The following is a 13,916-nucleotide window of genomic DNA, read 5'->3' as shown; positions in this document are numbered from 1 at the left end:
TCGGCTCTCAACTGGCATCGGTTTGCGCCATGGTCACGGCCGTCTGGCGCCGGTGGAACAGGCGTTCCAGGGCCAAGTATATGACCGGTGTGGTGAACAGTGTCAGCGCCTGGCTGACCAGCAGCCCGCCGACCACGGCAATGCCCAGCGGCTGGCGCAGCTCGGCGCCGGCGCCCATGCCGAACATCAGCGGCACGGCGCCAAGCAGGGCGGCGAGGGTGGTCATCATGATCGGCCGAAAACGTGTCAGGCAGGCTTTGTGGATCGCCTCTTCGGCGCTCAGGCCCTGGTGGCGCTGAGCGTCGAGGGCAAAATCGATGAGCAGGATGCCGTTCTTCTTGACGATGCCAATCAGCAGCACGATGCCGATCAAGCCCATGATCGAAAAATCCTCGCCCGACAGCCACAACAGCGCCAGGGCGCCGAGCCCGGCCGAGGGCAGGGTGGAGATGATGGTCAGCGGATGGACGAAGCTCTCGTAGAGCACGCCGAGGATGATGTACACCGCCACCAGCGCCGCGAGGATCAGCCACGGCTGGCTCGACAGCGAACTCTGGAAGGCCTGGGCCGCACCCTGGAAGGTGCCGATGATCGAATCGGGCATGCCCAGTTCGCGCTGGGTGCGTTCAAGAATCTGCACCGCGTCGCCCAAGGCCACACCGGGGGCCAGGTTGAACGACAAGTTGGCGGCCGGGAACAGGCCGTCATGGGCAATCGACAACGGCCCGGTGCTCGGCGCCGCGACCTTGGCCAGCACCGACAACGGCACCATCTCGCCGCTCAAGGGCGAGCGCAGGTAGAAGTAGTTGAGGCTCTCGGCCTTGCCGCGCTGGCGGGCGTCGAGTTCGAGGATCACCTTGTACTGGTTGGTCTCGGTCTGGAACTCGCTGATCTGCCGCTGGCCGAAGGCATCGTAGAGCGCCTGGTCGACGTCGGTGGTGGTCAGGCCGAAACGCGCCGCGGCCTTGCGGTCGATGTCGATGCGGGTGACGCTGGCGCCCAGTTGCAGGTCGTTGGACAGGTCGCGAAAGGCCGGGTTGGCCTTCAGCCGCTCGGTCAGGCGCTGGGTCCAGAGGTTCAGCGCCGGGCCGTCGTTGCTCTTGAGCACGTACTGGTACTGGCTGCGGCTTGGTCCGGAGCTGAGGTTGATGTCCTGGCCGGCGCGCAGGTACAGGACCACGCCCGGCACCTTGGCCAGCTTCGGCCGCAGGCGGTCGATGAATTCGCTGGCCGAAACGTCGCGATCGCCACGGTCCTTGAGGGCGATCCAGAAGCGGCCGTTGGCGATGGTCTGGTTGCTGCCGGTCACTCCGACAGCATGGGAGAAGGCTCGCACGGCCGGGTCGGCCTCGACGATCCTGGCCAGCGCCTTATGTTTTTCGAGCATGTCCGGGTAGGAGACATCGGCCGCCGCCTCGCTGGTGCCGAGCACGAAGCCGGTGTCCTGCACCGGGAAGAAGCCTTTGGGGATGGCAATGTAACCGACCACCGCCAGGGCGAAGGTCAGGCCGAACAGGCCCAGCATCAGCCGCTGGTGGGCCAGGGCCTTGACCAGCCCGCGCTCGTACCAGCCGAGCAGGCGGCTCGGGGTGTCCTGCGCGTTGTGTTGCGGGCGGCGCATGAACAGGGCGCAGAGGGTCGGCGCCAGGGTCAGCGACACTACCACGGAAATCAGGATGGTCGAGGTGGCGGTGAGGGCGAACTCCTTGAACAGCCGCCCGACCACGCCGCCCATGAACAGCAGCGGAATGAACGCGGCAATCAGCGAAAAACTGATCGACACCACGGTAAAGCCGATTTCGCCCGAGCCCTTGATCGCCGCCTCGCGCATGCCGTCACCGGCTTCCAGGTGACGGTGGATGTTCTCCACTACCACGATCGCGTCATCGACCACAAAGCCCACGGAGATGACGATGGCCACCAGGGTCAGGTTGTTCAGGCTGAAACCGAACAGGTACATCAGGGCGAAGCTGGCCACCAGCGACACACCGAGCACGCTCGACACGATCAGGGTTGCCGACCATTGGCGCAGGAACAGCGCCATCACCCCGATCACCAGCAGCACGGCGATCATCAGGGTGATCTCCACCTCGTGCAGCGAGGCGCGGATGGTCTGGGTGCGGTCGTTGAGCACCGACACCTGCACGGATGCCGGCAGCATCTGCTCAAGCCCCGGCAAGGCCGCCATGATGCCGTCGACGGTATCGACGATGTTCGCCCCGGGCTGGCGGAACACCACCAGGTTCAGGCCCTGCTGCTCGCCGGACCAGGCTTTGACGTAAGCGTTTTCGGCGCCATTGATGACCTTGGCAACATCCTGCAGGTGCACCGGCGCGCCGTCGCGGTACGAGACGATCAGCTGGGCGTATTCCTCAGGGTGGAACAACTGGTCGTTGGTGGCGATGGTCGACACGCTGTTCTGCCCGTACAGCGCGCCCTTGGCCAGGTTCAGGCTGGTCTGCTGGATGGCCTGGCGCAGGTCGGCCAGGGTCAGGCCCAGGGCTGCAAGTTTTTCTGGCTGGGCCTGTACGCGGATGGCCGGGCGCAACTGCCCGGTGATGTTGATCAGGCCGACCCCGTCGATCTGGCTCAACTGGCGGGCCAGCAGGGTTTCGGCGTAATCACTGAGCTCGTTGGCCGGCATCTGCGCCGAGCTCACGGTAAGAATCAGCACCGGGCTGTCGGCCGGGTTGACCTTGCGCCAGGTCGGCGGGCTGGGCATGTCCTGGGGCAGGCGCGCGGTGGCGGTGTTGATTGCTGCCTGGACTTCCTGGGCGGCGGTGTCGATGCTCTTGTCGAGGGTGAACTGCAAGATCAGGTTGGTCGAGCCCAGGGCGCTGCTGGAGGTCATCTGGGTCATGCCGGGGATGGCGCTGAACTGCACCTCCAGCGGCGTGGCCACCGACGAGGCCATGGTTTGCGGGCTGGCGCCGGGCAGTTGCGCGGTAACCTGGATGGTCGGGAAATCGGCTTCGGGCAATGGCGCCACCGGCAGGCGCGGAAAGGCGATGACCCCGAGCAGCACCAGGGCGAAGGTCAGCAGCAGGGTGGCGATCGGGCGGTCGATGCACCAGGCGCTGATCGAGCCGCGCGGGTTCATGGCTGCACCTTGGCGCTGGTCACGTCTTCTGGCGGCGGCGCCTCAGGGGCGATTTCGACATGGGCGCCGGGCTTGAGCCGCGACTGGCCGTCGGACACCAACCGGTCGCCAGCTGCGACCCCGGCAATGATGTTCAGCACGCTGTCCTGGTAAAGCACCTTGACCGGCACGCTGTCGACCTTGTCGCCATTGAGGCGGTACACGTAATGGCCGTCGATGCCGCGCTGCACCACTTGCGGCGGCACTACCAGGGCTTTTTGATCCAGCGCGGTCTGCAGCTTGAGGGTCACCAGTTGCCCGGGCCACAGCCGCGCATCCGGGTTGGCGAACTCGGCCTTGACCCGGATGGTGCCGGTGTTGGCCGCCACCTGGTTGTCGATCAGGCTAAGCCTGCCCTCGCCCAGCAGCGTGCCGCCGCTGTCGCCGTCGCCTTCCAGGTAGGCTTGCACCACCGCCGGGGTTGGCGCGGTGAGCAGGCCCTGCAGGGTTGGCAGCAATTGCTGCGGCAGCGAGAACTCGACACCGATCGGGTCGATCTGGGTCACGCTGAACAGCCCCTGGGTGTCGGCCACGCGCAGGAAGTTGCCCTCGTCGACATTGCGAATACCGACCCGGCCGGTCACCGGCGAGCGAATCTGCGTGTACGATAGTTGCACTTGAGCGGCGGCAATCGCCGCCTGGTTGCCGAGTACCGTGGCCTTGAGCTGGTTGAACAGCGCCTGCTGCTGGTCGAGGGTCTGTTTTGAGACGCCGTTGTCGGTGCTCAGCAGGCGGTAGCGCTTGAGGTCGACCTCGGCCACCTGCAACTGCGCCTGGCTCTGGCCCAGTTGGGCCTTGGCCTGTTCGAGGCTGGCGCGGATCGAACGGTCGTCGATGGTGGCCAGCAGGTCGCCTTGCTTGACCGCCTGGCCTTCCTTGACCAGCAACTGCGTCAGCAGCCCTTCGACCTGCGGGCGAATCACCACGCTGTGCAGCGACAGCACCGAACCGATGCCGCTGACAAAGCGCGGCACGTCCTGCTGCTTGACGCTGACCACGCGCACCGGGATGGCGCTGGTGCTGGCGGATTTTTCCTGGGTTGGGCGATTGCCCAGCCACAGCGCGGCGCCTGCCACGGCGATGAGCAGGGCGCAGATAACGAGGGAACGACGCTTGATTCGCATGCTTGCAGGGCACCGCGGACGGAAGGGTGAGTATTTAGCGTTATAGCTGCTCAATCAGGTCAGCAGCGTGACCGCTAACTGACAGCGCTGACAGGTTTGGCGTACACCGCTCCTTTGTGGGAGCGGGCTTGACCCGCGATGAGGCCCGACCTGCCAACACAGCAGATTCTGTGTATTTCAGCTCGGTAATGGCCAAGTGCCAATATCCTGAGCTGGATCAAGATTGCGCAAAAATTTGCCACTAGAGTCGTACGCCCTGCCGATTCTCCCCGACAAAAACGAGTGCCTCCGATGAAGAGCAATTTGCCTGTGACCGGTCGCAATGTGGATTATCCCGGTGACGCCAATATCCTTTCCACCACTGACCTGACCAGCCAGATCACCTACGCCAATGACGATTTCATCAAGATCAGTGGCTTTACCCGCGAAGAGTTGATCGGCAACCCCCACCATATCGTCCGCCACCCGGACATGCCGCCCCAGGCTTTCGCGCAGATGTGGCAAACGCTGAAGAGCGGCCGCTCATGGATGGGCCTGGTGAAAAACCGTTGCAAGAACGGCGACCATTACTGGGTCAGCGCCTTTGTTACGCCCATCTCCAGCAACGGTCAGGCCATGGAGTACCAGTCGGTGCGGACCAAGCCCAGTGCCGAGCAGGTCGAGGCCGCTGAGCGTTGTTACGCCCACCTGCGCAGTGGCCGCAACCGCTGGTGGCAGCGTCTGCCGGTGCTGGGGTTGGGCTGGCAGTTGTGGGGCGGGGTGACCCTGGCGTTGGCGGCGGTGTTTGCCATCAGTCGCCTGCTGCTGCCGGTGCTGCCATGGCAAGGTGCGCTGGAGCTGATTGTGGCCAGCGGCCTGGCGGCGTTGATGATCTTCATTGCCCTGCGCCCGCTGGAGCGCCTGCGCGTGCAGGCTCAGGCGATTGCCGACAACCCCTTGAGCCAGCAGCTGTACACCGGCCGGCGCGACGGCATCGGCCAGATCGACTTCGCCCTGCGCATGCTCAAGGGCCAGTTGGGTGCGGTGGTCGGGCGTATCGGCGATACCTCGCGGCGCCTGGCCGGGCATACCGGCAGCCTTGCCCAGTCGCTGCAAAGCAGCCACAGCAACAGCCTGGAGCAACAAAGCGAAGCCGACCAGGTGGCCACCGCGATCAACCAGATGGCCGCCAGCGTTGCCCAGGTTGCCAGCAGCGCCCAGCAAGCCTCGCAGGCTGCCGACCAGGCCGAAGGGGAAACCCAGGCCGGCCATCAACTGGTCGATCTCAACCGCAGCGCCATCCAGAACCTGGCCAACTCGCTGAATTCGGCCACCGAAGTTATCCACAATCTGGAAAGCCACAGCAGCGAGATCACCGGGGTGCTCGAGGTGATTCGCGGCATCGCCGAGCAGACCAACCTACTGGCCCTCAACGCTGCCATCGAAGCAGCGCGAGCCGGTGACCAGGGCCGTGGTTTTGCCGTGGTTGCCGACGAAGTCCGCGGCCTGGCCCAGCGCACCGCGCAGTCGACCCACGAGATCCAGCGGATGATCAGCGCTCTGCAAAATGGTGCGCGCGAAGCGGTGCAGGTCATGCAGCAGAGCAGCGAACATGCCGGGCACAGTGTCGAACAGGCGCAGCGCGCCGCCAGCGCCCTGGACGGCATCAGCCTGCGGGTCAACCAGATCAGTGAAATGAGCCTGCAGATTGCCGCGGCAGTCGAGCAGCAAAGCCAGGTCAGCGAGAGCATCAACCGCAACATCATCAGCATTCGCCAGGCCAGCGAAGCCACCGTGCAGGTCGGCCAGCAGAGCCACCTGAGCGCCACCGACGTGGCCGGGCTGGCGCAAGACCTGCGCCGGCTGGCCGATGAGTTCTGGCGGCGCTGCCAGTAGGGTGATTCAAAAACCGATGAAGCTGTAGTACAGGCTCGGCTCGCTGCGCACCTGCGCGCCGCAGGCTTCAAGCTCGGCGCTCAGTTGCGGATCGACCACATGCAGCGTCCACGGCGCCAGCGGCTGCTCCAGCGCCGGTTGTTGCAGGGCCTGGGCAAGCGCGGCAGTGTCGGGCAGGTATGCGGTAAAGCCATTGCCCTTGAGCGCGCTGACATCGATGCCCAGCGCCTGGCAGATGGCAACCTTGGCACGGATATCATCGCGATCGGCCTGGCGCGAACGCTCGATCAGCTCCGCCAGGCGCTTATCGACCAATTGATTGCCGTGGATCAGCGCCGGGCCGCTTTGCCAGGCTTCGCCCGGGCAGTCCTTGGCTTCGGGGCGCAGCGGGATGTGCGGGTTGATTTCCATCGGGTAGATGCGGCACACCAGCGGGCGGATCTCGTAGATGCCGCAGCGGTTGTCGTCATCCAGGTTGCGGCAGCGGCCGGGGTTGAAGGCAGCGAAGGTGATGGTCACCCAGGCTTCGCTGCTGCCGCAGGGCACCGGCCAGGAGCGGCGCATGGCGTGCTCGCGCTGCTCGGCCGGCAGGCCCAGGCCGTTGGCGAGGAAGGCTTCGACCAGGACGATGACCTGGCCGCCAGAGCCAGCCCAGTGGCGGGCTTCGCTCAAGGTCAGGGGCACATGATGCCCGGTGCAGCATTTGCCACAGCCGGTGCAGTCGAAACGGATATCGGAGGCAGGTGCGCTGTTCACGGTTGGCCGGGTGCCCACTCGGTGACGAAAGCCGCCTTGCGTTTTTTATCGAACAGGCACAGCTCGGTGCCTTTGCGGTTGTTCATGTGTTTTTGCGGGTAGCGGCCTTCGAGCAGCAAGGCGCTGTAACCGACGCGGTCGTCGAACTCGGCGGCCTTGCCCAGGGCCTTGACCTGTTTGAGCTGGCTGGCGGCGATGCAGCTTTTCAGGACCTGCTGTTCATGCTCGCTCCAGGCCTGGCTGCTGGAAGCCTGGGCGCCGGCACTGAACACAGCGCAGCCGAGCAGGGTGAAGAGGAGGGCTTTCATGGCGGGTACTCGCAAAGGTGTGCGCACAATTGTGCCTGAGCCTCAGGCACATTCAAGCGCAGCGCTTCGCGGGTATGTGTCAGCGTTCTTCGAAGGCCACGGTGCGCGCGGCGACGATCAGGCAGTCGGTCAGCTCCGGCGAGGAGAACTTGGTCAGCACCGCGTTGGCGCCGGCATCCTTGGCTTTGTCGCTGTTCATGGCGCTGTCCAGTGAGGTGTGCAGCAGCACGTAGAGGTGCTGGAAGTCAGGGGTTTCGCGCAGGGTGCGGGTGAAGGCGTAGCCGTCCATCTCCGACATCTCGATGTCCGATACCACTACGTTGATCTCGCGCTCGGTGCCTTGCAGTTCCAGCAGGGTGTTGATTGCATCCTTGGCGCTGCGCGCGGTGTGGCACTCGATGCCGAGGTTGCGCAGGGTGTGCACCGACTGCTGCAGGGCCACCTGGCTGTCATCGACCACCAGAATGTTGGTGGCGGCCAGTACCGCAGCATCTTCGGCATTGAGCTCGGAGCTGGCCACCTCATGGGGCGGCGGGGCGATGCCGTGGATGACCTTCTCGATATCCAGCACCTGCACCAGGGTGTTGTCGACCCGGGTTACGCCGGTGATGAACGACTTGCTCCCCGAGCCGTAGGGCGGCGGCTTGATGTCGGTGCTCAGGCAATGGACGATCTTGCTCACCGCCTGCACGTGCAGGCCCTGTTTGGAGCGGCTGATGTCGGTGACGATCAGGCAGCCGCCGTCCGGGTCTGCCAGCGGCCGTTCGCCGATGGCCCGGGACAGGTCGATGACCGACAGCGAGTTGCCGCGCAGGGTGGCCACGCCTTTGACGTGGGGGTGCGACTCCGGCAGCTTGGTCAGCGGCGGGCAAGGGATGATTTCACTGACCTTGAGCAGGTTGATCGCCATCAGCTTGCCGCTGCGCAGGGTAAACAGCAGCAGCGACAGCGAGTCCGCGCGGGCATTTTGCGACGCCATAGGCACCTTCAGGGCAGAGTAATAGGGGGAGATGCCAGGTTATCGACCCGGCAGCCCGTGGCTTTAATCACTCGGTGAAATCAGCGTAGACCCAAGCGCCTCGCCAGGCGACTGAGATTGGCCCGGTCCAGGCCCAGCTCGCGGGCGGTGCTGGCCCAGTTGTGCTGGTGGCGCTCCAGGCAGGCCTGGATCAGCTGGCGCTGGTAGTCATCCAGGGCCTGGCGCAGGTCGCCAACGGGCAGCGGCGCTTCGACCAGCGGCTGTGTTTCGGCTTGTGTCGGCAGCGCCTCGAGCGGGCGCAGGTCCAGGTCAGCGGCCTCCAGGGTGAGGATTTTCGGCCGCTGTGCATGTTGACCCAGGGCCTTGAGCGCCGAGCGGCCGATCAGGTGTTCCAGCTCGCGCACGTTGCCCGGCCAGCTGTAGGCAAGCAACGCGGCCTGGGCTTCGGCGCTCAGGCGCAGGCTACCGAGGCCCATGCGCGAGCGGTTCTGTTCCAGAAAGTAGCCGCTGAGCAGCAGCACATCGCGCCCACGCTCACGCAGCGACGGTACCAGCAGCGGATACACGCTCAGGCGGTGGTAGAAGTCGGCGCGGTAACGCCCGGCGCGCACTTCTTCGGCCAGGTCGCGGTTGGTGGCGGCGATCAGGCGCACATCGACGCGGTGCTCCTGGTCCGAGCCCAGGCGTTGCAACTGGCCGCTTTGCAGCACGCGCAACAGCTTGGCCTGCACGCTCAGCGACAACTCGCCGACTTCATCGAGAAACAACGTGCCGCCATTGGCCAGCTCGAACTTGCCACGGCGCTCGCCGACCGCGCCGGTAAAGGCGCCACGCACATGGCCGAACAGCTCGCTCTCGACCAGAGTGTCGGGCAGCGCCGCACAGTTGAGGCTGATCATCGGCCGCTCGGCGCGGCTCGAGGCCTGGTGGATGGCCTGGGCCACCAACTCCTTGCCGACCCCGGTTTCGCCGGTGATCAACACCGTCAGGTCGCTGCTGCCGACCAGGCGGATTTCTTCCAGCAGGCGTTTGTGCGCCTTGCTCTGGCCGATCAGTTCTTTGTGCTGTTGGCCGCTGGCCTGGCGATACACCTCGGCGCGCTGGTGTTCGTCTTCGGCGCGCAAGGCCAGTTGTTCGATGCGCTCGGCAACATTGACCGTAGCCGCGGCCAGACTGGCAAAGGCCTGCAGGGCATCGAGCTCGACCTGCTGGAACTGCTCCGGGTCGAGCGCATCGAGGGTGATCAGGCCCCAGGGCTGTTCGTCGACAAACAGCGGGCAGCCCATGCAGTCGTGGACCTCAAGCTGATGATGCAGGCCTTCGACCAGGCCGTCATAAGGGTCGGGCAAGTCGCTGTCGCTGGCGAAGCGGGTGGGCTCTTCGCGGCTGAGGATGGCGGCAAAGCGTGGATGTTCATCGACCTTGAAGCGCCGCCCGAGAGTATCGGTGCTCAAGCCGTCCACCGCCAGGGGCACCAGCCATTCGCCGTCCAGACGCAACAGCGCCGCGGCATCGCACGGCAGCAGGCTGCGCATGGCTTGGAGCAGGCGCCGGTAGCGCTCGCGTTCGGGCAATTCGCGGGACAGGTCGCTGACCAGCGGCAGCAAGGCAGTGAGCAGGGATTTTGCGGTCATAAAGACTCCTGTGGGTCAAAATGACTATATCGCAGATGTTGTCGTTATGACTCTATAATTTATAAGTTGTTGATTTATATGGATTAAATAGTTGGCACGAAAGCTGTAATAACTCAGGCATTCATCAAGAAGCCACAGGCTCAGGAGTCATCCATGCTCAATGCCCAGGATCGTAAAATCGTCAAAGCCACCGTACCCCTGCTGGAAAGCGGCGGTGAAGCGCTGACCACCCATTTTTACAAGCTGATGCTCAGCGAGTACCCCGAAGTGCGCCCGCTGTTCAACCAGGCCCACCAGGCCAGCGGCGACCAGCCACGGGCCTTGGCCAATGGCGTGCTGATGTACGCCCGGCACATCGACCAGCTCGAACAACTGGGTGGCCTGGTCGGGCAGATCATCAACAAGCATGTGGCTTTGCAGATCCTGCCGGAACATTACCCGATTGTCGGTAGCTGCCTGCTGCGCGCCATCGAAGAAGTCCTCGGCAAAGACATCGCCACCCCTGAAGTGATCGCCGCCTGGGGCGCGGCCTATCAGCAACTGGCCGATATCCTCATCGGTGCCGAAGGCGAGGTCTATGCACAAAAAGCTGCGGCCCCTGGTGGCTGGCGTGGCGCGCGCGCATTCAAGCTGGTCGAGCGGGTCGAGGAGAGCAGCGAAATCGTCTCGTTCTACTTCGCCCCGGTTGATGGCGGCGCGATCCTGCAGGCCGAGCCTGGCCAGTACATCGGGTTGCAACTGCTGATCGACGGCGTCGAACAGCGCCGCAACTATTCGCTGTCGGCCCTGAGCAATGCCGGCCAGTACCGCATCAGCGTCAAGCGCGAAGCCGGCGGCAAAGTCTCCAACTACCTGCACCAGCAGCTGGCGGTAGGCGACAGCATCAACCTGTTCCCGCCATCGGGCGAGTTCACCTTGAGTGCCAGCGACAAGCCGCTGGTGCTGATCAGCGGCGGCGTCGGCATCACCCCGACCTTGCCGATGCTCGAAGCGGCGCTGGACAGCGGCCGTTTGGTGCACTTCATTCACTGCGCGCGCAACGGCGCGGTGCACGCCTTCCGCGACTGGGTCGATCAACTGGCGGCGCGCCACCCGCAGGTCAAGCGCTTCTACTGCTATGCCGAGGACGATGGCGTCAGCCAGCCGGCGGACGCCGTGGGTTTGCTCAGCGCCGATCAGCTTGGCCAGTGGTTGCCGCAAGAGCGTGATGTGGACGCCTACTTCCTCGGCCCGAAAGCCTTCATGGCCAGCGTCAAGCGCCACCTCAAGGGCCTGGGCGTGCCCGAGCAGCAGAGCCGCTACGAATTCTTCGGCCCGGCCTCAGCGCTGGAGTAAACACGTTTCGGTAACCGCGAACTGAAAGGATAGGGGCACGGCCAGCGATGGCTGTGCCTTGCGGCAACCGGTCGCCTTCTCAAGCAGGGGGCCTGGCCTTTTTACTGCATGCAGACAAAGCGTCATGCGCCTGGCGCATCATCCTTCCAGCCGTATCAAGGAAACCGTATCGTGAGCATCAATTGGGCTGACAAACTGCGCAAGAGCCTGCATGGCTCGGCCGACTCGCTGGGCAACCTGTGCGTCGAGGCGTTCCACTACCTGGCCCTGTTCGGCATCGGTGGCATCACCGCCTACGCGGCCGTGTTCACCTTCATCGAGATGCTCGGCAAGGGCGTCAGCGTCGACGACATCCTGCTGCTGTTCATCTACCTCGAGCTCGGCGCCATGGTGGGGATCTACTTCAAGACCAACCATATGTATCTAACACACGGTAAGACCCAGCCCAGTGGGTGGAACGCTTGATTGAAGATTAGATCCGAGAGGTGCAGGAAATGAAGTGGGCAGATAAAAATCGAAAGCGTATGCATGACAACGCAAATTCGATCGGAAACTTGCTAGTCGAAGGATTTCATTACTTAGGGCTGTTCGCTATTGGGGCAGTAACTGCATGGGCGTCTGTCATGGCCTTCAAGGATATGATAGATAAGGGTCATGCTAGTGTAGATGATATACTTTTATTGTTTATTTACTTAGAGCTTGGTGCGATGGTTGGTATATATTTCAAAACCAATCATCTTCCTATTCGCTTCCTCTTGTATATCGCCATCACCGCTCTGACCAGATATTTGATAGGTGATGTCTCTCACCATAAGGAACCGAATATAGGTTTAGTATATCTATGCGGAGGAATATTATTCCTAGCACTTTCTGTTCTGGCGGTTAGATATGCATCTTATCAATTCCCTTCTAGCAAGCCTATAGATTCCTCAGGTGAGGTGGTGGGCAACAGTGATGGAGAAAAATAGTGTTATAGCTTGTGGGAGTTGCTTGCAAGTCAAATGGAGCTGATTAACTAATCTGGCTCCATTTTAAGTTTGTTCTCCTGATTTCGCGCTATGAGTATTTTTGTTATTTTCTCTGTTGTTGAATAGTTCGGGTTGCGTTGGATGAAATGGATGTGTTTGAAGTTATTTAGTGTCGATAATTCATGAATTTTGCTGCTTTCGATTATCCTGCTCGCAGAATAAAAGTGAACGTTTGGTTTGATCTGGCGAATGTAATCGATTGATGCGGTTCTCTTTTCGAAGACAAAATTTACTAGAGGTTTCAAAGTGTGAATTCTGTCTTCAACTGTTTGGAAAGGCCTTTGGTTGCCCTTAGAAATCTGTACGCGGGCATCGGAATCGACTCCAAGAACTAATATGTCGCAAAGATTTCTGCATGCATAGATGTAATCCAAGTGGCCTTGGTGTAAGAGGTCAAATACGCCTGAGGTATAGCCTATAGTCAGGCACTTGCTTCGTAGTGTTTCTAATTCCTGGATGAATGAAAGCATGTCAGATTGCTGATAACTGTAAGCTAAGTTCAGATAGGTCGTCGAATGTATGAACGCCAATGTAGACTTTCATAGGTTTTTGCAAGGAAGTTAATTTTCTCCTAATGGCATTTACTGTGGCTGGGATAGCAATATTTTGAGCTATGCCCCCACGACCAAGCCCAAAAACAGGAAAGTATATACTATCCTGCGAATTCTTTATCGCAATGTCTATAGAGGAAGATATAATTAAATCTATAGCTGCTTCTTCTATGCTGCTCGTGTTGTTGCCGTTTTTTCTTATAGCTACTGCGAATATTATGGTTTTAATATCTTTGTGTGCTGCATTGTAAGTGTTGTTACATTCGACTGTGGTTCCTAGCCTGAAATCTCCAAGCTTATTTTCGCTTTCTTTCCACTGCTCAATAAATGTTTTGAGATTGTCTTTTGTTAAATCCCCAGCCTTATTAAAGGTGGCGGCCATTTTTCGAACTCTACCAGAGACGGATGCTCCGGAAATAGAGCCAAGATTCAAATCAGTGTCTTCTGATGTAACCACCACGTCAATTCCAGAGATATGCGTCACATTACCGCAATGGAACTGTACAGTTGAAAGACCTACCTCGAAGCTATCGCCGGTTTTTTTATCGTCTATAATCGCTTCTTTGTTTGCATTTTTTATTTTTTGAGAGTTAGCTTTGAGTGCAAAAAAGACGCATAATGATGTAAATGTAAAAAAGAAGATAAGGCTCATCACCTCAATCGATGAATTTGTGCAAGTGATGGAAGGGTTTTGTGGGTCGAAGTATTTCAAGCCAGCATTTAATAGTATGGTTAGGATTGGGGTCGCTGATGAGGCAAGGGCAGCCGCAAGAAAATTTAGAGAAAGCTTTGAGTAAAAACTTCTAGACATGTAATATTTGGCCAGACGATTCAATAATCCGGCAATAATGTAAAGTGATGGCTTGAATTTGCTCATGATGAATTCGGGTAGTATTTTTTTAGATGGGTTTCATGGGACTTCGGTTGTACGTGCTGAGGCAATTCTAGCAAAAGGCTATCATTGCGTGTCAAGTGCTGAGGACTGGCTTGGTAGCGGTGTGTATTTCTTTCTTGACGGCTTTGCGTGTGCCTTTACAAACGCAAGCGAGTGGGCGTTGTCTAAGTACGCTGAGGAACAGTGTGCCGTAGTAAAAAGTCGAATTGAGTGCCAAACTTCGAAAGTTTTAGACTTGACTACTTCTGCAGGGCTAAAGATATACAATGATGCAAGGGATAGAGCTCTAAAG

General features: G+C 60.5%; 12 protein-coding genes and 1 pseudogene. 5 read left to right on the top strand and 8 right to left on the bottom strand.

Features of this window, described 5'->3' with window-relative positions:
• Positions 1-7: 7 nt before the first annotated feature.
• Complete coding sequence (locus tag LOY54_RS23015) at positions 8-3,100, bottom strand: multidrug efflux RND transporter permease subunit (RefSeq protein WP_258608048.1); 3,093 nt, start codon at positions 3,098-3,100, stop codon at positions 8-10.
• On the bottom strand, positions 3,097-4,263 hold the full coding sequence (locus LOY54_RS23010) for an efflux RND transporter periplasmic adaptor subunit (RefSeq protein ID WP_258608046.1): 1,167 nt from the start codon (positions 4,261-4,263) through the stop codon (positions 3,097-3,099). The genes LOY54_RS23015 and LOY54_RS23010 overlap by 4 nt, the downstream gene beginning before the upstream one ends.
• Before the next feature lie 291 nt (positions 4,264-4,554).
• Between LOY54_RS23010 and LOY54_RS27735 the strand changes: the two are divergent.
• A pseudogene (locus tag LOY54_RS27735) lies at positions 4,555-4,836 on the top strand (PAS domain-containing protein); the annotation flags it as partial.
• A gap of 216 nt (positions 4,837-5,052) precedes the next feature.
• Positions 5,053-6,138 (top strand): methyl-accepting chemotaxis protein, encoded by a 1,086-nt coding sequence (locus LOY54_RS23005; protein ID WP_371128667.1) that lies wholly within the window; start codon positions 5,053-5,055, stop codon positions 6,136-6,138.
• Positions 6,139-6,144: 6 nt separating this feature from the next.
• On the opposite strand, the gene LOY54_RS23000 is transcribed toward LOY54_RS23005, so the two are convergent.
• The 4 genes from LOY54_RS23000 to norR form a co-directional block, all read right to left on the bottom strand.
• Positions 6,145-6,894 (bottom strand): YkgJ family cysteine cluster protein, encoded by a 750-nt coding sequence (locus tag LOY54_RS23000; protein ID WP_258608044.1) that lies wholly within the window; start codon positions 6,892-6,894, stop codon positions 6,145-6,147.
• Positions 6,891-7,202: a hypothetical protein gene (locus LOY54_RS22995; RefSeq protein ID WP_093379574.1), complete on the bottom strand. Its 312-nt coding sequence runs from the start codon at positions 7,200-7,202 to the stop codon at positions 6,891-6,893. The genes LOY54_RS23000 and LOY54_RS22995 overlap by 4 nt, the downstream gene beginning before the upstream one ends.
• A gap of 79 nt (positions 7,203-7,281) precedes the next feature.
• Positions 7,282-8,181 carry a chemotaxis protein gene (locus tag LOY54_RS22990; RefSeq protein ID WP_045197161.1) on the bottom strand — a complete coding sequence of 300 codons (900 nt, stop codon included), beginning with the start codon at positions 8,179-8,181 and terminating at the stop codon, positions 7,282-7,284.
• An 80-nt stretch (positions 8,182-8,261) separates the two neighbouring features.
• Positions 8,262-9,815: a nitric oxide reductase transcriptional regulator NorR gene (gene norR, locus LOY54_RS22985; protein WP_213603281.1), complete on the bottom strand. Its 1,554-nt coding sequence runs from the start codon at positions 9,813-9,815 to the stop codon at positions 8,262-8,264.
• A gap of 153 nt (positions 9,816-9,968) precedes the next feature.
• Between norR and hmpA the strand changes: the two genes are divergently transcribed.
• The 3 genes from hmpA (at position 9,969) to LOY54_RS22970 (ending at position 12,118) form a co-directional block, all read left to right on the top strand.
• Positions 9,969-11,150 (top strand): NO-inducible flavohemoprotein, encoded by a 1,182-nt coding sequence (gene hmpA / locus LOY54_RS22980; RefSeq protein WP_258608042.1) that lies wholly within the window; start codon positions 9,969-9,971, stop codon positions 11,148-11,150.
• A 171-nt stretch (positions 11,151-11,321) separates the two neighbouring features.
• Positions 11,322-11,615, top strand: a complete 294-nt coding sequence (locus LOY54_RS22975) for a phosphate-starvation-inducible PsiE family protein (RefSeq protein WP_408980538.1) — start codon at positions 11,322-11,324, stop codon at positions 11,613-11,615.
• A 29-nt stretch (positions 11,616-11,644) separates the two neighbouring features.
• Entirely contained in the window at positions 11,645-12,118 is a 474-nt protein-coding gene (locus tag LOY54_RS22970; RefSeq protein ID WP_258608040.1) for a phosphate-starvation-inducible protein PsiE, read from the top strand.
• Between the two features lie 47 nt (positions 12,119-12,165).
• Here the strand turns inward: LOY54_RS22970 and LOY54_RS27730 are convergent, their stop codons facing one another.
• Positions 12,166-12,648, bottom strand: coding sequence for an adenylyltransferase/cytidyltransferase family protein (locus LOY54_RS27730; protein WP_408980537.1), 483 nt, complete (start codon positions 12,646-12,648; stop codon positions 12,166-12,168).
• 1 nt (position 12,649) lies between these two features.
• On the bottom strand, positions 12,650-13,606 hold the full coding sequence (locus LOY54_RS22965; protein ID WP_258608038.1) for a hypothetical protein: 957 nt from the start codon (positions 13,604-13,606) through the stop codon (positions 12,650-12,652).
• Positions 13,607-13,916: the final 310 nt, after the last annotated feature.

It is taken from the genome of Pseudomonas sp. B21-032 (assembly GCF_024748965.1).
GTDB lineage: Bacteria > Pseudomonadota > Gammaproteobacteria > Pseudomonadales > Pseudomonadaceae > Aquipseudomonas.
This window is presented reverse-complemented; position numbering and strand designations above follow the sequence as displayed.